Raw genomic sequence first — 21982 nt, forward strand, 5'->3', positions numbered from 1 at the left:
CGGCCCGGTCACGGAAGATCCATCATGGACGCATGAGCGAGCAGACCCCGATCCCCGCCCCCGGCGGTGCCGTGCGCGTGCGCGAGATGGAGCCGGGGGACTGCGACCGGGTGTCCGCGATCCGCATCGGCGGCTGGCGGCACGCCTACCGGGGGCTGATGCCGCAGCCGTACCTCGACGGGCTGAGCGTCGCCGAGGACGCCGAGCGGCGCCGCGAGTTCTTCGTCCGGGCACCGGCGGAGGTGGTGAACCTGGTCGCCGAGGATGCGGCCGGCACCGTGCTGGGCTGGGCCTGCCACGGTCCGTACCGGGACGGTGCGTCGCGCACCGCCGACGCCGAACTGTACGCCGTCTACGCCGACGCAGGGCGGCTGGGCGGCGGCATCGGGCGGGCTCTGCTCGGGGAGTCGGTGCGCCGCTGCACGGCCGCCGGGTATCCGCGGATGCTGCTGTGGGTGGTGGCGGGCAACGCGCGCGCCCGGCGCTTCTACGAGCGGGCGGGTTTTCGCGCCGACGGCGCCGAGGAGTCGTTCGAGGTGGACGGGACGCGGGTGCCGGAGATGCGGTACGTGCGGGCACTGGCCGGCTGACGGCACCCTCACCGCGGCTGCGGGATCCGGGCCAGCGCCCGCACCGCCGCCTCGGCGAGCGCCGGGTGGGCGAGCGCCTCGTGCAGCACCGTCCGGGCGCGGGCGTCGCCGAGCGAGCCGAGCCCCTCCACGCAGGCGAGGGCCACCCGGCGGTAGGGGTCGCGCGGGCGCAGCCGCCGCTCCAGGGTGGCGATCAGCGCGGGCACCGCCTCCGGGGCGCGCAGCTCGACCAGCAGCCGCACCGGGTGCAGGGCGTAGGCGACGCGGAGTTCGTTGGTGGCGAGGGCGGCGGCGGCGCGGGCGGTGCGCGGGTCGCCGAGGCGGGCGAGGGCGTGCGCGGCAGAGGCGCAGCGCGGCGGATCGCGGTGGTTCAGCAGCAGCACCAGCGCCTCGAAGGCACGCGGGTCCCCCGCGCGCCCCAGCCGGAACGCGGTCAGCTCCCGGGCCCACAGCGGCTGGCCCGGTGCGATGAGCACCGCCGCGAGTTCGTCCAGGTCCCCGGTCGCCGCGAGCCGGTCGAAGGCCGGCGACGATCCCGCCTCGCCCCGTAAGCGCTCCGTGAGCGATCGCAACTCTTCGTCCATGCAGCCGAGGTTAGAGCCGTCCGGCGGTGCGCGGGACGTACATCACAAACACCAGGGTCTGGCGCGCTCGTTACCCGCGAGTTAAGCTCAGACGAGCGAGTTACCCACTCGCTGCTTCTCACGGCGGTCTGGTGACGCGGCCGTCGTGAGCGAAGTCGGTTCGGTACCCAGTACCGCTGTACGACTCGGCCCCGGGACAGGGCCGGTCGGCCTCTCGCCGCCGCGCGGGCGTGTGCATCGCCCGCTCCGACGGCACCGGGCGTGTGCGCTCGCAGCCCGGCAACACCCGCACTCCAACGCACCCGGTGCGCCTTCGGCGCACCCGGGGGCGTCTTCCGTCGTCACCCTCATTCCTGGAGTCCGCGATGGCCACTCCCCTGTCCGACACCCCTCACTCCCCGCTCCGCACCGTCGCCGTCGTCGGCCTCGGCACCATGGGCACCGGCATCGCCGAGGTCCTGGCCAAGGCCGGCCGTGATGTCGTCGGCATCGACATCGGCGAGGCCCAGACCACGCAGGCCGTCGCCAGGCTGGAGGCCTCCACCGCCCGTGCCGTGGCGCGCGGCCGGCTCACCGGGCAGGAGCGCGCCGAGGCCCTCGCCCGGGTCCGCACCGCCACCGATCTGGGCGCGGCGGCCGACGCCGACCTCGTCATCGAGGTGGCGCCGGAGTCGTACGAGATCAAGCAGCAGATCTTCCGTGAGCTCGACGGCATCGTGCGGCCCGGGACGATCCTGGCCACCGGCACCAACGCACTGTCCGTCACCCGGCTCGCCGCCGACTCGGCCCACCCCGAGCGGGTGCTGGGCCTGCACTTCTTCAACCCCGCCCCGGCGATGAAGCTGGTCGAGGTGGTCTCCTCGGTGCTGACCGCGCCCGCGGCGGTCGCCGCGGTCACCGACCTCGCCCTGGACCTGGGCAAGGAGCCCGTCGCCGTCGGTGACCGGCCCGGTTTCGTCGCCGACGGGCTGCTGTTCGGCTACCTCAACCAGGCGGCGGCGATGTACGAGGCGCGGTATGCCTCCCGCGAGGACATCGACGCCGCGATGCGGCTCGGCTGCGGACTGCCGATGGGCCCGCTGGCGCTGCTGGACCTGATCGGCATCGACACCGCGCGCACGGTCCTGGACGCGATGTACGCCGCCTCCCGCGACCGGCTGCACGCCCCGGCGCCGATCCTCAAGCAGCTCAGCGAGGCGGGCCTGACGGGCCGCAAGGCCGGGCGCGGCTTCTACACCTACGAGGCGCCGGGCAGCGCGGCCGTGGTGGCGGACGCGCTGACCCCGAGCGAGAGCGACGGCCCGGTCCCGGGCCGTCCGGTCCGGTCGGTCGGCGTGGCCGGGTCCGGCACCATGGCGTCGGGCATCGCCGAGGTGTTCGCCAAGGCCGGGTTCGAGGTCGTGCTCGCCGCCCGTACCGAGGAGAAGGCCGCGGCCGCCAAGGCCCGGATCGGCAAGTCGCTGGCCCGCTCGGTCGACAAGGGCCGGATGACCGCCGAGGCCGCCGCGCAGACACTGGAGCGGATCGCGCCGACGGGCAGCTACGACGACTTCGCCGAGGTCGACCTGGCGGTGGAGGCTGTCGCCGAGGACCTGGAGGTCAAGCAGCAGCTGTTCGCCGCGCTGGACAAGGTGTGCAGGCCGGGCGCGGTCCTGGCGACCACCACGTCGTCCCTGCCGGTGGTCGCCTGCGCCCGCGCCACGTCGCGTCCGCAGGACGTGATCGGCATGCACTTCTTCAACCCCGCCCCGGCGATGAAACTGGTCGAGGTGGTCCGCACGGTGCTGACCGCGGACGATGTGCACGCCACGGTCCGCGAGGTCTGCGGGCGGATCCGCAAGCACGCCGTGGACTGCGGCGACCGGGCCGGGTTCATCGTGAACGCGCTGCTGTTCCCGTACCTGAACAACGCGGTCAAGATGGTGCAGGAGCACTACGCGTCGCTGGACGACATCGACGCGGCGATGAAGCTGGGCGGCGGCTACCCGATGGGGCCGTTCGAACTGCTGGACGTGGTGGGCCTGGACGTCTCGCTGGCCATCGAGAAGGTGCTGCACCGCGAGTTCCGCGACCCGGGTCTCGCCCCGGCCCCGCTGCTGGAGCACCTGGTGGCCGCGGGCTGCCTCGGCCGCAAGACGGGCCGCGGCTTCCGCGAATATGCCCGCCGCTGACCCTCGTCCCGGCGACCGGCTGCGGGCCGACGAGGACTGGGGCGGGCTCCTGGACCCGGGCGCCCGCCCCGCGCCCCCGTCGGCCGGTTCCCCCCCGGCCGTGCCGGCCGGCGCTCCCCCGCGCTCCGTGGGCGGGGGAGCCCCCCCGGGGTCCGGCCCTGCGCAGCAACCTGCGCCCATGCAGTACGTTCGGGTCATGTCCCAGCCCGCCAAGTCCTCACGTACACCCACGACGCCCGACGCACCGGAGAGTGCCGCGGGCGGCCGAGCCGCCGCCCAACGGCTGAAAATGCGCCGGGAACTGGCGGCAGCCGCGATGGAACTGTTCGCGACCAAGGGGTACGAGGCGACCACCGTCGACGAGATCGCGGCCCAGGCCGGGGTCGCCCGACGCACCTTCTTCCGCCACTTCCGCTCCAAGGAAGAGGCGATCTTCCCCGACCACGACGACACCCTGGTCCGCGCCGAGGCGGTGCTCAACGCCGCGCCGGCACACGAGCACCCGCTCGACACGGTGTGCCGCGGGATCAAGGAGGTCATGAAGATGTACGCGGCCCGGCCGGAGATCTCGGTCGCCCGCTACAAGCTGACCCGCGAGGTGCCCACCCTGCGCGAGGCGGAGATCGCCTCGGTGGCCCGCTACGAGCGCCTGTTCACCCGCTACCTCCTCGGCCACTTCGACGAGCACGCCCACGACGACGACGCCAACGACGACCCGCTGCTGGCGGAGGTCGCCGCGTCCGCCGTGGTCACCGCGCACAACCATGTGCTGCGCCGCTGGCTGCGGGCCGGCGGGCAGGGCGATGTGGAGGCCCAGCTCGACCACGCCTTCGCGATCGTCCGGAAGACGTTCGGGACCGGCATCGGCGCCGGACGGGCCGGGACCTCCCAGCCGGCCGCGGCCTCGACGCTCGCCGAGGGCGAGGTGCTGGTCACGGTCGCCCGGAGCGACGCCCCGCTGGACGAGGTGCTGCGCACCATCGAGCAGGCGCTGAAGGAGCGCTGACCTCCGACCGCCCATGGTGAGAACGGCCACCCGACGGGTGGCCGTTTTTGCATGCCAATGCCCCTTTTTCCACCTCCCGGGAGACCTGTTCGATCGATCATCGCTCATTTGTTACGTAAAGATTTCATCTGAGAGCAATTTCTGGCACTCAGTGCCTTGCAGGGTGACACGCGGTGTCATACGTTGAAGGTGTCCGGGCTGTCCCCGCAAGCGATCGCCTGCGACCCGGACGCCTGCGTCACAGGCAACCTCCCGCGCCAACCAAGCGCCGCCGCACAGCACCACCCGCCGAACCGACGGCACCCACCTTCACCGACCCTCAGCAGCACCGACGTAACCCTCAGCGCCCCTCCCTCAGGGCGCTCGACGCCGGAGGCAACACCGTGACCACGAAGGACATCCTGGCCGCGATCCAGTCGCCCGACTCCACCTCGGCCGACTTCGCCAACCTGCCGCTCCCCGAGTCGTACCGCGCGATCACCGTGCACAAGGACGAGACGGAGATGTTCGCGGGCCTCGCGACCCGCGACAAGGACCCCCGCAAGTCGATCCACCTGGACGACGTGCCGCTCCCGGAGCTCGGTCCGGGCGAGGCCCTGGTGGCCGTGATGGCCTCCTCGGTCAACTACAACTCGGTCTGGACCTCGATCTTCGAGCCGCTGTCGACCTTCGGGTTCCTGGAGCGCTACGGCCGGCTCAGCGAGCTGACCAAGCGGCACGACCTGCCGTACCACATCATCGGCTCCGACCTCGCGGGCGTGGTGCTGCGCACCGGCCCCGGCGTCAACGCCTGGAACCCCGGCGACGAGGTCGTCGCGCACTGCCTGAGCGTCGAGCTGGAGTCCTCCGACGGCCACAACGACACGATGCTCGACCCTGAGCAGCGCATCTGGGGCTTCGAGACCAACTTCGGCGGGCTGGCGGAGATCGCCCTGGTGAAGTCCAACCAGCTGATGCCCAAGCCCGACCACCTCAGCTGGGAGGAGGCCGCGGCCCCCGGCCTGGTGAACTCCACCGCCTACCGCCAGCTGGTCTCCCGCAACGGCGCCGGCATGAAGCAGGGCGACAACGTCCTCATCTGGGGCGCCTCCGGCGGTCTCGGCTCCTACGCCACCCAGTTCGCGCTGGCCGGCGGCGCCAACCCGATCTGCGTCGTCTCCAGCGAGCAGAAGGCGGACATCTGCCGCTCGATGGGCGCCGACGCGATCATCGACCGCAACGCCGAGGGCTACCGGTTCTGGAAGGACGAGACCACCCAGGACCCCAAGGAGTGGAAGCGCTTCGGCAAGCGCATCCGCGAACTCACCGGCGGGGAGGACATCGACATCGTCTTCGAGCACCCCGGCCGCGAGACCTTCGGCGCGAGCGTCTTCGTCACCCGCAAGGGCGGCACCATCACCACCTGCGCCTCGACCTCGGGCTACATGCACGAGTACGACAACCGCTACCTGTGGATGTCGCTGAAGCGGATCATCGGCTCCCACTTCGCCAACTACCGCGAGGCCTGGGAGGCCAACCGGCTGATCGCCAAGGGCAAGATCCACCCGACCCTGTCCAAGGTCTACCCCCTCCAGGAGACCGGCCAGGCCGCCCACGACGTGCACCGCAACGCCCACCAGGGCAAGGTCGGCGTGCTGTGCCTGGCGCCCGAGGAGGGCCTGGGCGTGCGCGACCACGAGATGCGCGCCAAGCACCTCGACGCCATCAACCGCTTCCGCAACATCTGAGGACACCCGAGGTCATAGATGACTGAGCGTCAGCCCGCCGACGGCAGGCGGGAGAAGGACCGGCCGTGGCTCATGCGCACCTACGCCGGTCACTCCACGGCCGAGGCGTCCAACGAGCTGTACCGGCGCAACCTCGCCAAGGGCCAGACCGGCCTGTCGGTGGCGTTCGACCTGCCGACCCAGACCGGCTACGACTCCGACCACATCCTCGCCCGCGGCGAGGTCGGCCGGGTCGGGGTGCCGATCGCCCACCTCGGTGACATGCGCCGGCTGTTCCAGGACATTCCCCTGGAGCAGATGAACACCTCGATGACGATCAACGCCACGGCCATGTGGCTGCTGGCGCTCTACCAGGTCGTCGCCGAGGAGCAGGGTGCGGACATCACCAGGCTCAGCGGCACGACCCAGAACGACATCGTCAAGGAGTACCTGTCCCGGGGCACCCATGTCTTCCCGCCGGGGCCGTCGCTCCGCCTGACGACGGACATGATCGCGTACACGGTCTCCCACATCCCGAAGTGGAACCCCATCAACATCTGCAGCTACCACCTGCAGGAGGCCGGGGCCACGCCGGTGCAGGAGATCGCGTACGCGATGTCCACCGCGATCGCCGTGCTGGACGCCGTCCGCGACTCCGGCCAGGTGCCGCAGGAGCGGATGGGCGACGTGGTCGGCCGGATCTCCTTCTTCGTGAACGCGGGTGTCCGCTTCGTCGAGGAGATGTGCAAGATGCGCGCCTTCGGCCGCATCTGGGACCGGGTCACCCGCGAGCGGTACGGCATCGAGAACCCCAAGCACCGCCGCTTCCGCTACGGCGTCCAGGTCAACTCGCTGGGCCTGACGGAGGCCCAGCCGGAGAACAACGTCCAGCGGATCGTCCTGGAGATGCTGGCCGTGACCCTCTCCAAGGACGCACGCGCGCGTGCCGTGCAGCTGCCGGCCTGGAACGAGGCGCTCGGCCTGCCCCGCCCCTGGGACCAGCAGTGGTCGCTGCGGATCCAGCAGGTGCTCGCCTACGAGAGCGACCTGCTGGAGTACGGCGACATCTTCGACGGTTCGAGGGTGATCGAGGCCAAGGTGGACCAGCTGGTCGAGGACTCGCTGGCGGAGATGGACCGGATCGAGCAGATGGGCGGCGCGATGGCGGCCGTCGAGTCCGGCTATCTGAAGTCGCAGCTGGTCGCCTCGCACGCGGAGCGCCGGGCCCGGATCGAGTCCGGCGAGGAGAAGATCATCGGTGTCAACGCCTTCGAGGGCACCGAGCCCAACCCGCTCACCGCCGACCTGGACACCGCGATCCAGACGGTGGACCCGGAGGTCGAGGCGAGGGTGGTCCGGGCACTGGACGAGTGGCGCACCACCCGTCAGGAGGCCTCGGACCGCCAGGGCAACGGCGACCCGTACGTGTACCCGACCGTCACCCAGGCCCTCGACCGGCTCAAGGAAGCGGCCCGCTCCGACGCGAACCTGATGGAGGCCACCCTCGAGTGCGCCCGCGCCGGGGTCACCACCGGCGAGTGGGCCGGGGCGCTGCGGGAGGTGTTCGGCGAGTTCCGGGCGCCGACCGGGGTGTCCTCGGCGCCGGTGGCGGTCACCGCCGAGGAGGGCACCGCGATGGCCCGCGTGCGCAAGGCGGTGGAGCTGACCGCCCAGGACCTCGGCGTCGGCAAGCTGCGGTTCCTGGTGGGCAAGCCCGGCCTGGACGGGCACTCCAACGGCGCCGAGCAGATCGCGGTGCGCGCGCGTGACGCCGGCTTCGAGGTGGTGTACCAGGGCATCCGGCTGACGCCGGAGCAGATCGTGGACGCCGCCCTGGCGGAGGACGTGCACGCGGTCGGCCTGTCCATCCTCTCCGGCTCGCACGCGCAGCTGGTGCCGGACGTGCTGGAAAGGCTCCGTGTGGCCGGTGCCACAGATATTCCGGTGATCGCCGGTGGCATCATCCCGAACGGAGACGCCGAACTGCTCCGGGCCGCCGGAGTGGCCGCGGTCTTCACCCCGAAGGATTTCGACATCACCGGGATCATCGGCCGGATCGTCGACGAGATCCGCCACGCGAACAAGCTCGACCCCCTGGAGGTCCCCGCATGACGACCGTCAACCGCCTTCGCCCACGCCGCTCCTGCCTTGCGGTCCCGGGGAGCAACCCGCGCTTCCTGGAGAAGGCCCAGGGCCTCCCTGCGGACCAGGTCTTCCTGGACCTGGAGGACGCGTGCGCCCCGCTCGCCAAGCCCGAGGCGCGGCACACCATCGTCAAGTTCCTCAACGAGGGCGACTGGACCGGCAAGACCCGCGTCGTGCGCGTCAACGACTGGACGACCGAGTGGACGTACCGCGATGTCGTCACGGTCGTCGAGGGCGCCGGCCCGAACCTGGACTGCATCATGCTGCCGAAGGTGCAGGACGCGCAGCAGATCGTCGCCCTCGACCTGCTGCTCACCCAGATCGAGAAGACGATGGGCTTCGAGGTCGGCCGCATCGGCATCGAGGCACAGATCGAGAACGCCCAGGGCCTCAACAACGTCAATGAGATCGCCCAGGCCAGCCCGCGCATCGAGACGATCATCTTCGGCCCGGCCGACTTCATGGCGTCCATCAACATGAAGTCCCTCGTCGTGGGCGAGCAGCCGCCCGGCTACCCGGCGGACGCCTACCACTACATCCTGATGAAGATCCTGATGGCCGCCCGCGCCAACGACCTCCAGGCGATCGACGGCCCCTACCTGCAGATCCGCAACATCGACGGCTACCGCGAGGTCGCGCAGCGCGCCGCGGCCCTCGGCTTCGACGGCAAGTGGGTGCTGCACCCGGGCCAGGTCGAGGCGTCCAACGAGATCTTCTCGCCCTCCCAGGAGGACTACGACCACGCCGAGCTGATCCTGGACGCGTACGAGTACTACACGTCCGAGGCGGGCGGCAAGAAGGGCTCCGCGATGCTCGGCGACGAGATGATCGACGAGGCCAGCCGCAAGATGGCGCTGGTCGTCGCGGGCAAGGGGCGCGCCGCCGGCATGCGGCGCACCAGCACATTCGAGATCCCGGAGGCGTGACGGAGATGCAGTTCGGACGGACCTACGAGGAGTTCGAGGTCGGGGCGACCTACAAGCACTGGCCGGGCAAGACGGTCACCGAGTACGACGACCACCTGTTCTGTCTCCTCACCATGAACCACCACCCGCTCCACATGGACACCAACTACGCCGAGAAGACGACGGACTTCGGCAGGAACGTGGTGGTCGGGAACTACATCTACTCGCTGCTGCTCGGCATGTCCGTGCCGGACATCTCCGGCAAGGCGATCGCCAACCTGGAGATCGAGTCGCTGAAGCACGTGGCACCGACCTTCCACGGCGACACCGTCTACGGCGAGACGACCGTGCTGGACAAGTGGCCTTCGAAGTCGAAGAACGACCGCGGCATCGTGCACGTGGAGACCAAGGGCTACAAGCAGGACGGCACGCTGGTGTGCGTCTTCCGCCGCAAGGTCATGGTGCCCACCGAGACGTACATCAAGGAGCGCGGCGGCGAGCAGCCGGGCCGCCCGGAGCCGAAGTCCCAGGAGAAGTGAGGCACCCATGAGCCGACTCGCGCAGACCCACGGCCTCACGGACGTCCAGCAGGAGATCCTCTCCACCGTCCGGGACTTCGTGGACAAGGAGATCATCCCGGTCGCGACGGAGCTGGAGCACCGCGACGAGTACCCGCAGCAGATCGTCGACGGGCTGAAGGAGCTGGGCCTGTTCGGGCTGATGATCCCCGAGGAGTACGGGGGCCTGGGCGAGTCGCTCCTGACGTACGCGCTGTGTGTGGAGGAGATCGCCCGGGGCTGGATGTCGGTGTCCGGCATCATCAACACCCACTTCATCGTGGCGTACATGCTCAAGCAGCACGGCACGCGGGAGCAGAAGGAGCACTTCCTGCCGCGGATGGCCGCCGGCGACATCCGGGGCGCGTTCTCGATGTCGGAGCCGGCGCTCGGCTCCGACGTGTCGGCCATCACGTCGAAGGCGGTACAGGACGGCGACGAGTACGTCCTGACCGGCCAGAAGATGTGGCTGACCAACGGCGGTACGTCGTCGCTGGTGGCCGTCCTGGTCCGAAGTGACGAAGGTCACCCCGAGGGGACGGCGCCGCACAGGTCGATGACGACCTTCCTGGTGGAGAAGGAGCCCGGGTTCGGCGAGGTGCGCCCCGGCCTCACCATCCCCGGGAAGATCGACAAGATGGGCTACAAGGGGGTCGACACCACCGAGCTCATCATGGACGGACTGCGCATTCCGGCCGATCGGGTGCTCGGCGGCAGCACCGGCCGAGGTTTTTACCAAATGATGGACGGCGTGGAGGTCGGCCGCGTCAATGTGGCGGCGCGTGGCTGCGGTGTCGCTCAGCGTGCCTTCGAGCTGGGTGTCCAGTACGCCCAGCAGCGTCACACTTTCGGAAAGCCGATCGCCCAGCACCAGGCCATCCAGTTCAAGCTCGCGGAGATGGCTACCAAGGTGGAGGCCGCTCATGCGATGATGGTGAACGCGGCACGCAAAAAGGACTCCGGCGAACGAAACGACCTCGAAGCAGGGATGGCGAAGTACCTCGCATCCGAATACTGCAAGGAGGTCGTGGAGGACGCCTTCCGGATCCACGGTGGCTACGGCTTCTCCAAGGAGTACGAGATCGAGCGTCTCTACCGGGAGGCGCCCATGCTGCTGATCGGTGAAGGCACCGCCGAGATCCAGAAAATGATCATCGGCCGCAGGTTGCTCGAAGAGTATCGATTCCAGGGCTAGATGTCCGGATACGGGGTGTTTTCTTGGAGAAGAAGATCACACCCCGTAGGCATTCTTCGGCCTCCGACTCGGCTTCCTGGCTTACCCAGTTGCCGCCCCGAGCCGCTACGATCGCCGGAAAGCCGCCGTCCCCCGTCGAAGCGCGGCCTGATCCGCTACGAAGGTCATCCATGCCCCACAGCCAAACCTCTGCACCTCGCGACAGCCTCGCCGGCGTACGCCTCGCGCGCGGAGCATCGCCGTGGCTCCTCCCGACCGTCGCCACCGCAGCCGTCAGCCTGGCCCGTGCCCGCCGCTCGGGTGCCGCCAAGGCCGTCGCCGTCCCCGCCACCGCGCTCGCGGCGGGGATGCTGTGGTTCTTCCGCGACCCCGAGCGCGAGATCACCCAGGGCCGGGTCATCTCGCCCGCCGACGGTGTGGTGCAGAGCATCATGCCGTGGAAGGACGGGCGCACCCGCGTCGCGATCTTCATGAGCCCGCTCAACGTCCACGTCAACCGCGCGCCGCTGGCCGGCACGGTGACCTCGGTCGAGCATGTCCCGGGCGGCTTCGTTCCCGCTTTCAACAAGGAGAGCGAGAACAACGAGCGGGTCGTCTGGCACTTCGACACCGAGCTCGGCGACATCGAGATGGTCCAGATCGCCGGCGCGGTGGCCCGCCGCATCGTCCCCTACCTGCCCCAGGGCACCAAGGTCGAGCAGGGCGACCGCATCGGTCTGATCCGCTTCGGCTCGCGCGTCGACCTCTACCTGCCCGAGGGCGTGGAGGTCGATGTCGAGGTCGGTCAGAAGACGGTGGCTGGGGTGACTCGCATTGACCGTGATTGACCCGGAGACCAAGGCCGGCTGGGTGCCGGAGGCCGACGAGGTCGACGAAGAGGAGGAGATGCCGCTGTCGCTGCGCCTGTCGATAGCGGACACGCTCACCCTCGGCAACGCGACCTGCGGCTTCATGGCGGTGTACTTCACCACCACCGGCATTCTGATCCCGCACCTCACCGGCAGCCAGGAGACCGGCATGGCCCGGCACAGCGCGGCCACCGCGGTGATCCTGATGCTGTGCGCGGCGGTCTTCGACCTGTTCGACGGGCTGGTGGCGCGCAAGCTGCGCAGCTCGCCGATGGGCGCGGAGCTGGACAACCTCTCCGACCTGATCAGCTTCGGGCTGGCCCCGGCGTACTTCGTCCTCGTCTACGGCATGGTCGCCGATGACGCCCACCAGCGGGTGGCGGCGGTCGGGGCGATCGTGGTGCTGCTGGCGGTGGTGCTGAGGCTGGCGAGATTCTCGTGCGTGACGATGAAGGACGGCACCTTCCAGGGCATGCCGTCGCCGTTCGGCGCACTGACCGTGGTCTCGATCGTGCTGCTGGAGCTGCCCTTCGTGGCGACGCTGCTGGCGATCATCGGCACCGCGTGGCTGATGGTGAGCCGGGTGGAGTACCCGAAGCCGCGGGGGCGCCTCGCGGTGGCGATGCTGACCTGGATCGTGCTGAGCATGGGCCTGCTGGCGGCGTGGGCGTTCGACGCCCCGAGCGGTCAGCTGCTGCTGCAGACGGGCTGTGCGCTGCAGCTGGTCATGGGGGCTGTCATCCCCCTGTTCGCCACTGCTCGCCGGGTGAACAACTTCCGTGACAACCGGCGGGAGGCGCGGGCGGCGCAGTTGCCGTAGCGGCGCGGTCGCCGTACGGCGCGGTGTGCAGGGCCCCGGACCAGTCCGTTCCGGGGCCCTTCGGCTGTCTCCGGGCCGCGTTGTCCCGAGCCGCGGGCTCCGCCCCCTGGCCCCCGGGACCGCTGCCCACCCACCGCCCGGCTCTCCGGCCGGGGGGTACCCGGGCCTCCCCGGCCGCCCGGCACCTCGGCGTCGGGCCCGCCGAGCCCACCCAGCCCGTCCGGCGCTTGACGACGAGGCCCGTTCAGGGCCGATGCGGGGTGCGGGGGCGGCAGGCCCCGTTCGGATCAAGTGAGGGCGGCGGAGGCGCAACCCCCTGCGGCGCTCAGACCAGGAAGTCCCGGGCGATCCGCTCGGCGACCCGCTCCAGGATCGGCCCGGCCTCCGCGATGCACCTCGCCACGTCGGGCTCGGCCTCCGTCAGCGGATACGCCCGCCGGATCCCGGCCCGCCCGAGCGCGTCCGCCGGCAGCGCCAGCCGCCCGCACACCGCCACGACCTCCTTGCCCGCGGCCCGCGCCGCTGCCGCGACGCCCGCCGGGGCCTTGCCGTGCAGCGTCTGCTCGTCCAGCGAACCCTCACCGGTGATCACCAGCCCGGCCCGCTCCAGCGCCGGAGCGAAGCCCAGCACGTCCAGCATCACCTCGATACCGGGCCGGAACCCCGCGCCGAGCAGCAGTGCCCCGTAGCCGATACCTCCCGCGGCCCCGGCACCCGGGGAGGCCGCGTACTCGGCGGCCCTCGGACCCAGGACACCCTCCAGGACCCCGGCGAAGTGCACGAGGGCGGCGTCCAGCCTCCGCACGTCCTCCGGCGAGGCGCCCTTCTGCGGCCCGTACACCGCGGGCGCGCCCTTCGGCCCGGTGAGGGGGTTGTCCACGTCGCTGGCGAGCACCAGCTCGACCTCGGTGATCCGCGGGTCCAGACCCGACAGGTCGGCCGTGGCCAGCTCGGCGAGCCCGCCGCCGCCCGGCGCCACCGGCCTGCCGTCCCCGTCCAGGAACCGCGCGCCCAGCGCGGCCAGCATCCCGGCGCCGCCGTCGGTGGTCGCACTGCCGCCGACCCCGAACACGATCGTCCGGGCGCCCGCGTCCAGCGCGGCCCGCAGCAGCTCGCCGGAACCGTACGTGGACGCGGTCAGCGGCGCGAGGACGCCCTCGGGCAGCCTCTGCAGCCCGCTCGCCTCGGCCATCTCCACCACCGCGGTGTCCCCGCGCAGCGCGTACGCCGCGGTCACCTCGTCGCCGACCGGCCCGACGACACGCAGCTCCCGGCGCTCGAACCCGGCCGCGACCGCCGCGGCGACCGTGCCGTCGCCGCCGTCGGCGACGGGCAGTGCCTCCACGGCGACGTCCGGCACGACACGGCGCAGCCCGGCCGTCACCCGCTCGGCGACCTCCACGGCCGTCAGCGACCCCTTGAACTTGTCCGCGGCGACGAGCACCCGACGGGCCCCGTCCACTGCAGCGTCAGCCACCTTGCTATCCCCTTGCTCTTCGGGCCTTGCGCACGTCAAGGCAGTCGCGCCGCTGCGACCTTAACCTCAGGGCCGCCCCGGCGTCATGCCCTGCCCGGTCCCTGGAACGGCGTCCGGCGGGCCCGGAAGGGGGTACACCGCAGACATGACCCTCGACGACATCGCCGCTCCGGGGCCGGCCGACCGCATCCACGGCGGCTGGCTCGGCCGGATCGCGGGCAACATGCTCGGCAAGCCGGTGGAGCAGGGCGAGGTGTGGACCCGCGAACGGATCGACCGCTATCTGCGGCGGGCCGGCGCGCTCCCGCTGACCGACTACCTGCCCGCACCGCCGGACGACGGCGGGGCCGGCGCGCCGCTGCGCCCCGAGTGGCCGGAGTGTGTCCGTGGCCGGATCCACGGCAGCTGCCGCGACGACGACATCGACTACGCGGTCCTCGGACTCGATCTGCTGGAGACGCACGGTTTCGGTTTCAGCACCGAGCAGGTGGGTGAGCTGTGGCTGACGCGGCTGCCGTACCTGCAGACGTTCACCGCGGAGCGGGCGGCGTACCGGAACCTCGCGGGCGGGCTGAGGCCGCCGCTGACCGCCACCTGCGGCAACCCGTACCAGGAGTGGATCGGCGCGCTGATCCGCGCCGACATCCACGGCTGGACCCGCCCCGGCGATCCGGGCCGCGCCGCGCTGCAGGCCCGCCGGGACGCGGTGCTGTCCCACACGGGCAACGGCGTCTACGGCGCCATGTGGGCCGCTGCGCTGATCTCGGCGGCGTTCACGGCCCCCGGCCCGCGGCACGCACTCGACCGGTCACTGACGGTGATCCCGGCGAGCAGCCGGCTGGCCCGCACGGTGCGCCGGGTGGCCTCGCTGCACGAGGCCGGGGTGGCCTGGGAGGACACGCTCACCACGCTGGCGGCGGAGACCGCCGGGCTGGGCTGGATCCACATCGTGCCCAACGCCGCCGTGCTCACCGCCGGGCTGCTGTACGGCGACGGGGACTTCACCCGCACCATCGCGCTCACCGTGCGCGGCGGTCTGGACACCGACTCCAACGGTGCGACGGCGGGTTCGGTGGCCGGGGTTCTGTGCGGTGCGGCGGCGATCCCTCGGCAGTGGACCGAGCCGCTGCGGGACACGGTGCGCAGCGCGGTGTTCGGCTTCGACGGCGTACGCATCAGCGCGCTGGCGGAGCGCACCCTGCGGCTGGCGCAGGCGGGGGCGTGACCGGGTCCGGTCCGGCTAGGCTTCCCGGGTGACCACCACCTCTGACTTCGCCGCGTACATCGCCGGCCTGCCCCGTGTCCTGTGCGGCGCCGCGATGCTGTTCCGGGACCCCGAGGGCCGGGTACTGCTGGTCGAGCCCAACTACCGGGAGGGGTGGGCGCTGCCGGGCGGCACCGTCGAGTCCGACGACGGGGAGACCCCGCGCGAGGGCGCGCGCCGGGAGACGGCCGAGGAGATCGGCCTGGACGTCGTGCCGGGCCGGCTGCTCGCCGTCGACTGGGTGCCGGGGCCGGGCCGGCCGCCACTGGTTGCGTACCTGTACGACGGCGGGGTCCTCGGCGAGGAGGAGCTCAGGGCGATCCGGCTCCAGGAGGAGGAACTGCTGTCCTGGCGGCTGGTGCCGCGCGAGCGGCTGGGCGGCCATCTGCCGGGCATCCTCCTCGGCCGGGTGGTGTCCGCGCTGGACGCCGTGACGGACGGCACCGGCACGGTCGAGCTGGAGAACGGCCGCCGGGTCGGCTGACCCGGCGGGCCGGCCGGCGTGGCCGCCGACCACGGTGCCCGGCTGCTCGTGGTCAACGCCGAGCCGGCGCCGTACGACGACCTCGCCGACCGGGTGGGTGGTCCGGGAGCCGATCGGCACGGCGCTGCCCGCGCTGCTGCGCGGCCTCCTGGAGCAGCACAGCCGGCACACCGGCACTCCTAGAACAGCGCCCCGGCCGGTTCGCCCCGTTCGAAGTCCAGCAGCCGCTGCTTGCGGGCCAGGCCGCCGCCGTAGCCGGTGAGACTGCCGCTCGCGCCGATGACCCGATGACAGGGGACGATGATGCCGATGGGGTTACGCCCGTTGGCGAGGCCCACGGCCCGGGAGGCGGCGGGGTTGCCGAGCGCGTCGGCGAGCTCGCCGTAGGTGCGGGTCTCCCCGTACGGGATGGCGCGCAGCCGGTCCCAGACGGTGCGCTGGAACGGGGTGCCGTTCAGACGCAGCCGGAGGGTGAAGTCCTGCAGCTCCCCGGCGAAGTAGGCCTCCAGCTGCTCGGTCGCCTCGGCGAAGGGCGCGCCGTCGCGGTCCCCGAAGGTCTCCTCGGACGGGCGGTGGCGCTGCTCGGTCATGTAGAGGCCGCACAGGACGCCGTCCTCGGCGACCAGGGTCAGCGGGCCGTAGGGGCTGTCCAGGACGGTGTGCTGTTTCACTGTGTTCATCGGGGAAGCTCCTCACACGGGCAGGAAGTTGATCGGGTGGCTGTCGGTCGCCCACAGGTACTGGACGGCGTACGCCCGCCAGGGCCGCCAGGCCGTGGCGCGGGCGGTGAGCGCCGCCGGGGTGGCGGGCAGGCCCAGCTCTCCGGCGGCGCGGCGGATACCGAGGTCGGTGGGGAGGAAGGCGTCGGGGTCGCCGAGGGCACGCATGGCGATGACGTCGGCCGTCCAGGGGCCGAAGCCGGGCAGGTCGAGCAGCAGGGCGCGGGTCTCCGCCCAGTCGCTCTCGACGCCCAGGGTGAGGGAGCCGTCGGCGAGATGGCGCACGAGGGTGGTGAGGGTGGTGCGGCGGGTGCGCGGCATGGCCAGCGTGTCCGGGTCCACCGCCGCGAGCGCCCGGGGGGACGGGAAGAGATGGGTGAGGCCGCCCTCGGGGTCGTCCACCGGTTCGCCGTGGGCGGTGACCAGCCGGGCGGCGTGGGTGCGGGCGGCGGCGGTGGAGACCTGCTGGCCGAGCACGGCGCGTACGGCGAACTCGGCCTCGTCGACGGTGCGCGGCACCCGGCGGCCGGGTGCCTTGCCGACCAGCGGCGCCAGCAGCGGATCGGTGCGCAGCTGGTCGTCGACGGCGGCGGGGTCGGCGTCCAGGTCGAGCAGCCGGCGGCAGCGGCTGATGGCGACGGTCAGATCGCGCAGGTCGCTCAGGACGAGCCGGCAGCCGATGTGGTCGGAGTTCGGGGTGAGCGCTGCGATGCCGTGGCCGTAGGGCAGGCGGAGCGTGCGCCGGTAGGCCCCGTCCCGCCACTCCTCCACGCCGGGGACGGCGGTGGCGGCGAGATGGCCGAAGAGGTTGTCGGGGTTGAGCGGGGCGCGGAAGGGCAGCCGGAGCGAGAGGGCACCGGGCGCGCCGGGGGCGCCGGCCCGGGGTACGTCGGTGCGCAGTTCGCTCGGGCTGAGGGCGAAGACCTCGCGGACGGTGTCGTTGAAGGTGCGGATGGAGGAGAAGCCGGCGGCGAAGGCGATCTGTGCCATCGGCAGGGGGGTCGTCTCGATGAGCACGCGGGCGGTCTGGGCGCGCTGGGCACGGGCCAGTGCCAGCGGGCCGGCGCCGAGCTCGGCGAGGAGCTGGCGTTCGATCTGCCGGGTGCTGTAGCCGAGCCGGGTGGCGAGGCCGGGCACGCCGTCGCGGTCCACGACGCCGTCGGCGATCAGCCGCATGGCGCGGGCGGTGAGATCGGCGCGTCCGTTCCACTCCGGGGAGCCGGGGCTGGTGTCGGGGCGGCACCGCTTGCAGGCCCGGAAGCCGGCCTGCTGGCAGGCCGCCGCGCTCGGGTAGAAGGTCATGTTCTGCGGCTTCGGCGGCACCACCGGACAGCTGGGCCGGCAGTAGATGCGGGTGGTCAGGACCGCGGTGAAGAACCAGCCGTCGAACCGCGCGTCCTTGGACCGGACTGCACGCACGCAGCGCTCGGTGTCGGTGTGCATCCCCTTCTGCATGCCTCCAGGATGGCGTAGCGGACCCACCGGGGCTGGCGGGAATCCGACATGGACGTGCCGCTTCCTGGACCGATCCGGATCGCGCGAGCCGGTTACTCGGTGGCCGTGGGCCGCCGCCGGGCCGCCGCCGCGTCGCGGACGTCGGTGATCGGGCGCAACCGGTAGGTGTACGCGTAGTCTCGGTCGGCGAACAGCTTGAACTCGTCGTGGGTGTGCGCGCCCCAGCTGTTGTCGCCGCCGACGCCCATCTGCCGGTGGTTGAGGCGCAGGACGACCGCGTCCCTCGGAGTGAGCTGGTAGTCGTGGCGGGCGCCGGCCGACAGGTCCTCCGGGGTGAAGTGCGAGGCGTTGACCTCGAGGAGGGGTTCGCCGGTGGCGAGCAGCCCGACGCCGTGGCGGTCGGTGAGGGCGACCCAGCGGACGTCGGTCCTGTTGCCGTTCTCCTGGGGGCGGATGTACGGGGTCCACTGCCCGGCGACGGTGCCGGAGTATCGGCCGACGTCGGTGCCGGTGTTGCGGTCCCAGTGGTTCTCCTCGGGGCCGCGGCCGTAGTAGTGCAGCCGGTCCAGGCGGCGCGGCAGGAACAGCAGGGTGCCGACCTCCGGGAGGTAGGGCAGGCTCGGGGCGCCCGGGTGCAGGGTGTTGTCGACCTTGATCTCGCCGTTGCCGAACACCGTGTAGGTGGTGGTGTACGCCGACTCGGTGGTGGTCGGCAGGGTGCCGCTGACCCGGATCTCGACGGCCCGGTCGCCGAGGGTGCGCACGGCGACGCCGGTGACCGTGCGCCGGGCTCCGGCGTCACGCCAGGTCTGGTTGCGCACGTGCTGGCCGTTGCCGTGGTCGTTGTCGGTGGGCGCCCGCCAGAAGTTCGGCACCGGCCCGGAGGTGATCAGCGCGGTGCCGTGCGCCTCGTAGGAGGTGAGGGTGCCGCTGCGCCTGTCGACGGTGACCGAGAAGTCCCTGCCGTCGACCGTGACCTCGTCGCCGTCGTCGCGGTGGCGCAGGGCCGGGACGCGGTCCAGGGGCACCGGGGTGACCGCCGGGACGTCGGCGTCGAGGGGAAGCTGGTGCCGGGCCACCTCGAAGCCGGCCGGGGACCAGGGCGTGGACTCCCTGGTGGTGAAGGACAGTTGCAGGAAGTACTCGGTGCCCGGCGCCGGGTCGCGGGGCAGCCGGACCGGCACGGTGATGTCCTTGCGGGACAGCGGTGCCACGTCCAGCTGGTCGCGGGTGAGCCTGCCGCGCCGCACCACCTCGCCGTCGGCGACCAGCTCCCACCGGCCGTCGAACGCGCGCAGGCCGGTGAACAGATACTCGTTGCTGAGGGTGATCGCGCCGGGGCCGCCGGGGCGGGCGGTGGCGCCGATCGCCTGGTAGACGCGCTTGATCTCGGCGGCCTTGCCGGTGTGGCCGCGGTCGGCGAGGACGATGCCGTCGGCGGCGAAGTTGCCGTCGTTGGGGTTGTCGCCCCAGTCGCCGCCGTAGGCGAGGAAGGTCCGCTCCTCCGGCCGCTTGCGGTCGACGCCGACGGTAGCCGCGTCGAACCAGAAGCGGACGCCGTCGTCGCCGGGGCCGCGGTCGCCGTCGGCGAGTTCGGCGGCGGTGAGGGCGCGGGCGTGGACGCGGGCGCGGCGGACGGTGCCGCTGAACTCGCGGACCTGGTTGTCCGCGTCGGTGGCGAGGGCGAGGGGTGCCGTGGTGCTGCCGGGCCGCCGGTCGGTGCTGCGGGTGGCGCGCGGCGTGCCGTCGGCGTAGAGGGTGAGCGTGCCGGCGTCGGCGTCGAAGACGCCGGCGAGGTGGTGCTCGCGGCCGGTCCAGTCGTCGGGGACCGTCCAGGCGGCGGTGATCCACCGGCCGCCGGAGTGGATGAAGAACTCCAGGGTGCGGTCGTTCAGCTTCAGGGCGTACTGGGTGTCGCCCTTGGTGATGATCGGCTGGTGGTAGCCGGTGACGTGCGGGGTGACCCAGGCCTCCAGGGTGAGCGAGCCGGTGAGGTCGAGACTGTCGTCGCGGGCGAAGACGGTGCCGCCGGACAGTCCGCGGCCGGGGTCGAAGCTGCCGGAGGGGGCGAGGAGCTCGCCGCGCAGCCGGGCGGGTCCGGTCTCGGTGAACAGGGTGCGGTCCGGGGTGGGCCAGCGCAGCGACTGGTCGGCGAAGTCCCAGATCCAGCCGCCCTGGAGGACGTCGTGGCGGCGTACGAGGTCCCAGTACTTGGTGAAGTTGCCGTTGGAGTTCCCCATCGCGTGGGAGTACTCGATCATCACGTAGGGGCGGGTGTCGGAGCTGTCCTTCGCCCGCTGTTCGACGCGCTGGGGGGTGTCGTACATCTGGGAGCGGATGTCGCTGATCCCGGGGCGGTCGTCGCCCTCGTACTGGATGACGCGGGTGGGGTCGTAGGAGCGGATCCAGTCGTGCATGGCGGTGAAGGTGCTGCCGCCGCCCGCTTCGTTGCCGAGCGACCAGATGACGACCGAGGGGTGGTTCTTGTCGCGGTGGACCATGTTCCGGGCGCGGGCCACGCAGGCGGCGGTCCATTCCGGGTGGTCGCCGGGGTACTCGGAGCGGATGCCGTGGGTCTCCAGGTTGGTCTCGTCGACGAGGTAGAGGCCGTACTCGTCGGCGAGTTCGTTCCACAGCGGGTTGTTCGGGTAGTGCGAGGTGCGGACGCTGTTCATGTTCAGCCGTTTGATGACCCCGATGTCCTCGATCATGTCCTCGCGGGTGAGGGCGGTGCCGCGGTCCGGGTGGAGCTCGTGCCGGTTGGTGCCGCGGAAGGAGACCGGTCGGCCGTTGATCCGCATCAGCCCGTCCCTGAGCGCTAACTCGCGGAGGCCCACCCGGTGCGAGAGGGTCTCGGTCACTCTTCCGGCGGGGTCGCGCAGCCGCAGCACGGCGGTGTAGAGATACGGGTGCTCGGCGGACCACAGCTTCGGGGAGGGTACGGTCCGGGTGGCGCGTACGGTGACGTCCTCACCGGCCCTCACCGTGCCGAGGTCGGCGGTCTGCTCCAGCGGCCGGGACCAGACGGCGTGGCCGCGGGCGTCGTAGAGCCGGGTCTCGACGGTGTACCGTCCGGTGCCGCGCTCGCCGTAGGCGCGCACGCTCGCGGTGACCGAGAGTTCGGCGCCGGTGCAGGTGTCGTCCAGCGGGGTGTCCAGTTTGAAGTCCCGCAGATGCACGGCCGGGGTGGAGTACAGGTAGACCGAGCGGAAGATGCCGCTCAGCCGGATCATGTCCTGGTCCTCCAGCCAGTCCCCGTCGGAGTAGCGGTAGACCTCGACGGCGATCTGGTTGGTGCCGGGCCTGAGCCGGTCGGTGATGTCGTACTCGGCGGGAGTGCAGGAGTCCTCGTGGTAGCCCGTCAGTTCGCCGTTGATCCATACATAGTGGGCGGACCTGACGCCTTCGAAGTGCAGGAAGGTGCGGCGGCCGGACCAGTCGGCCGGGACGGTGAAGGTGCGCCGGTACTGGCCGACCGGGTTGTAGCGGGTCGGCGCGGCGGGCGGCCGCGGCTCCTCGCCCAGGCCGTTGGCTCCCCAGTACGGGTAGGTGATGTTCAGGTAGACGGGGAAGTCGTGGCCGTGCAGCTGCCAGACGGCCGGGACCGGGATGGTCTCCCAGCCGGTGTCGTCGAGGTCGGTGCGGTGGAAGTCGGGGTCGCGGTCGTCGGGGCGGTCCGCGTAGGCGAACTTCCAGGTGCCGTCGAGGCCGATGCGGTACGGGGAGCGGGTGCGGTCACCGGTCAGGGCCTGGCGGACGTCCGCGTACGGCATGAGCGTGGTGTGCGGCGGCTCGGTGCCGAGCCGGAAGACTCCGAGGTCGTTCCAGGCCGGAGGGGTGCCGGGGGCGGTCGGGGCGGCGGGCCCCGCGGGGGCGCGCCGGCCGGCCGCGTGTGCCGCGGTGGGCGACCCGGACAGCGCGAGGGCGCCGAGCACGGCGGCCCCGCTCTCCAGCAGCCGGCGGCGGCTGACGCACGGGCGGGGGTGGGGGGCGGCCTGGGAACCGGCGGGTGACACGGGCGGGTGCGGCATGACCGTGGCCTTCCGTGGGCTTCGG

The 21982-nt window shown here is 71.9% G+C and carries 17 protein-coding genes and 1 pseudogene; 13 read left to right on the plus strand and 5 right to left on the minus strand.

Translation table 11 applies throughout. The annotated features are described in order from the left end of the window. The first annotated feature begins 32 nt into the window (after positions 1 to 32). A complete protein-coding gene (locus V5O46_RS03280; protein WP_332882858.1) occupies positions 33 to 590 on the plus strand; it encodes a GNAT family N-acetyltransferase in 558 nt (185 codons plus the stop codon). A gap of 8 nt (positions 591 to 598) precedes the next feature. On the opposite strand, the gene V5O46_RS03285 is transcribed toward V5O46_RS03280, so the two are convergent. After that, positions 599 to 1174, minus strand: a complete 576-nt coding sequence (locus V5O46_RS03285) for an adenylosuccinate lyase (RefSeq protein WP_332882859.1) — start codon at positions 1172 to 1174, stop codon at positions 599 to 601. Between the two features lie 365 nt (positions 1175 to 1539). Here V5O46_RS03285 and V5O46_RS03290 point away from each other — a divergent pair, with 365 nt between their 5' ends. The 9 genes from V5O46_RS03290 to pssA all read left to right on the plus strand — a co-directional run bounded on the left by V5O46_RS03290 (position 1540) and on the right by pssA (position 12527). Further along, a complete protein-coding gene (locus V5O46_RS03290) occupies positions 1540 to 3345 on the plus strand; it encodes a 3-hydroxyacyl-CoA dehydrogenase family protein (protein ID WP_332882860.1) in 1806 nt (601 codons plus the stop codon). Positions 3346 to 3523: 178 nt separating this feature from the next. After that, complete coding sequence (locus tag V5O46_RS03295; protein WP_332882861.1) at positions 3524 to 4351, plus strand: TetR family transcriptional regulator; 828 nt, start codon at positions 3524 to 3526, stop codon at positions 4349 to 4351. 383 nt (positions 4352 to 4734) lie between these two features. After that, positions 4735 to 6078 carry a crotonyl-CoA carboxylase/reductase gene (ccrA, locus tag V5O46_RS03300; RefSeq protein WP_332882862.1) on the plus strand — a complete coding sequence of 448 codons (1344 nt, stop codon included), beginning with the start codon at positions 4735 to 4737 and terminating at the stop codon, positions 6076 to 6078. 18 nt (positions 6079 to 6096) lie between these two features. Next, complete coding sequence (locus V5O46_RS03305; RefSeq protein WP_332882863.1) at positions 6097 to 8169, plus strand: protein meaA; 2073 nt, start codon at positions 6097 to 6099, stop codon at positions 8167 to 8169. Continuing rightward, positions 8166 to 9128 (plus strand): HpcH/HpaI aldolase/citrate lyase family protein, encoded by a 963-nt coding sequence (locus V5O46_RS03310; RefSeq protein WP_332882864.1) that lies wholly within the window; start codon positions 8166 to 8168, stop codon positions 9126 to 9128. The genes V5O46_RS03305 and V5O46_RS03310 overlap by 4 nt, the downstream gene beginning before the upstream one ends. 5 nt (positions 9129 to 9133) lie before the next feature. After that, the gene (locus tag V5O46_RS03315; RefSeq protein ID WP_332883190.1) at positions 9134 to 9646 is read left to right on the plus strand and encodes a MaoC family dehydratase; all 513 of its coding nucleotides are present in this window, start codon (positions 9134 to 9136) and stop codon (positions 9644 to 9646) included. Between the two features lie 7 nt (positions 9647 to 9653). After that, positions 9654 to 10859: an acyl-CoA dehydrogenase family protein gene (locus V5O46_RS03320; protein ID WP_332882865.1), complete on the plus strand. Its 1206-nt coding sequence runs from the start codon at positions 9654 to 9656 to the stop codon at positions 10857 to 10859. A gap of 170 nt (positions 10860 to 11029) precedes the next feature. Continuing rightward, positions 11030 to 11686 carry a phosphatidylserine decarboxylase gene (locus V5O46_RS03325; protein WP_332882866.1) on the plus strand — a complete coding sequence of 219 codons (657 nt, stop codon included), beginning with the start codon at positions 11030 to 11032 and terminating at the stop codon, positions 11684 to 11686. Positions 11687 to 11708: 22 nt separating this feature from the next. Further along, on the plus strand, positions 11709 to 12527 hold the full coding sequence (gene pssA / locus V5O46_RS03330) for a CDP-diacylglycerol--serine O-phosphatidyltransferase (protein ID WP_332883191.1): 819 nt from the start codon (positions 11709 to 11711) through the stop codon (positions 12525 to 12527). Positions 12528 to 12852: 325 nt separating this feature from the next. Here the strand turns inward: pssA and V5O46_RS03335 are convergent, their stop codons facing one another. Then, on the minus strand, positions 12853 to 13989 hold the full coding sequence (locus V5O46_RS03335; RefSeq protein WP_332883192.1) for a glycerate kinase: 1137 nt from the start codon (positions 13987 to 13989) through the stop codon (positions 12853 to 12855). A gap of 160 nt (positions 13990 to 14149) precedes the next feature. On the opposite strand from V5O46_RS03335, the gene V5O46_RS03340 reads away from it, so the two are divergent. The 3 genes and pseudogenes from V5O46_RS03340 to V5O46_RS03350 all read left to right on the plus strand — a co-directional run. Next, positions 14150 to 15229 (plus strand): ADP-ribosylglycohydrolase family protein, encoded by a 1080-nt coding sequence (locus V5O46_RS03340; RefSeq protein WP_332882867.1) that lies wholly within the window; start codon positions 14150 to 14152, stop codon positions 15227 to 15229. Between the two features lie 28 nt (positions 15230 to 15257). After that, positions 15258 to 15752: an NUDIX hydrolase gene (locus tag V5O46_RS03345; protein ID WP_332882868.1), complete on the plus strand. Its 495-nt coding sequence runs from the start codon at positions 15258 to 15260 to the stop codon at positions 15750 to 15752. A 6-nt stretch (positions 15753 to 15758) separates the two neighbouring features. After that, positions 15759 to 15900 (plus strand): annotated as a pseudogene (locus V5O46_RS03350) (NAD-dependent deacetylase); the annotation flags it as partial. Positions 15901 to 15931: 31 nt separating this feature from the next. Here the strand turns inward: V5O46_RS03350 and V5O46_RS03355 are convergent. The 3 genes from V5O46_RS03355 to V5O46_RS03365 all read right to left on the minus strand — a co-directional run bounded on the left by V5O46_RS03355 (position 15932) and on the right by V5O46_RS03365 (position 21957). Next, the gene (locus V5O46_RS03355; RefSeq protein ID WP_332883193.1) at positions 15932 to 16423 is read right to left on the minus strand and encodes a methylated-DNA--[protein]-cysteine S-methyltransferase; all 492 of its coding nucleotides are present in this window, start codon (positions 16421 to 16423) and stop codon (positions 15932 to 15934) included. Positions 16424 to 16444: 21 nt separating this feature from the next. Continuing rightward, positions 16445 to 17926, minus strand: coding sequence for an AlkA N-terminal domain-containing protein (locus V5O46_RS03360; protein ID WP_332882869.1), 1482 nt, complete (start codon positions 17924 to 17926; stop codon positions 16445 to 16447). Positions 17927 to 18018: 92 nt separating this feature from the next. Next, on the minus strand, positions 18019 to 21957 hold the full coding sequence (locus V5O46_RS03365; RefSeq protein ID WP_332882870.1) for a glycoside hydrolase family 2 TIM barrel-domain containing protein: 3939 nt from the start codon (positions 21955 to 21957) through the stop codon (positions 18019 to 18021). Positions 21958 to 21982 lie beyond the last annotated feature (25 nt).

It is taken from the genome of Streptomyces poriticola (genome assembly GCF_036689765.1).
Taxonomy (GTDB): Bacteria; Actinomycetota; Actinomycetes; order Streptomycetales; family Streptomycetaceae; genus Streptomyces; species Streptomyces poriticola.

Coding starts and splice junctions, on each gene's coding strand:
- V5O46_RS03340 (WP_332882867.1), top strand. CDS start 14,150: ATGACCCTCGACGACATCGCCGCTCCGGGGCCGGCCGACCGCATCCAC.
- V5O46_RS03310 (WP_332882864.1), top strand. CDS start 8,166: ATGACGACCGTCAACCGCCTTCGCCCACGCCGCTCCTGCCTTGCGGTC.
- V5O46_RS03360 (WP_332882869.1), bottom strand. CDS start 17,926: ATGCAGAAGGGGATGCACACCGACACCGAGCGCTGCGTGCGTGCAGTC.
- V5O46_RS03285 (WP_332882859.1), bottom strand. CDS start 1,174: ATGGACGAAGAGTTGCGATCGCTCACGGAGCGCTTACGGGGCGAGGCG.
- V5O46_RS03280 (WP_332882858.1), top strand. CDS start 33: ATGAGCGAGCAGACCCCGATCCCCGCCCCCGGCGGTGCCGTGCGCGTG.
- V5O46_RS03295 (WP_332882861.1), top strand. CDS start 3,524: ATGCAGTACGTTCGGGTCATGTCCCAGCCCGCCAAGTCCTCACGTACA.
- V5O46_RS03290 (WP_332882860.1), top strand. CDS start 1,540: ATGGCCACTCCCCTGTCCGACACCCCTCACTCCCCGCTCCGCACCGTC.
- V5O46_RS03305 (WP_332882863.1), top strand. CDS start 6,097: ATGACTGAGCGTCAGCCCGCCGACGGCAGGCGGGAGAAGGACCGGCCG.
- V5O46_RS03315 (WP_332883190.1), top strand. CDS start 9,134: ATGCAGTTCGGACGGACCTACGAGGAGTTCGAGGTCGGGGCGACCTAC.
- V5O46_RS03325 (WP_332882866.1), top strand. CDS start 11,030: ATGCCCCACAGCCAAACCTCTGCACCTCGCGACAGCCTCGCCGGCGTA.
- V5O46_RS03320 (WP_332882865.1), top strand. CDS start 9,654: ATGAGCCGACTCGCGCAGACCCACGGCCTCACGGACGTCCAGCAGGAG.
- V5O46_RS03365 (WP_332882870.1), bottom strand. CDS start 21,957: ATGCCGCACCCGCCCGTGTCACCCGCCGGTTCCCAGGCCGCCCCCCAC.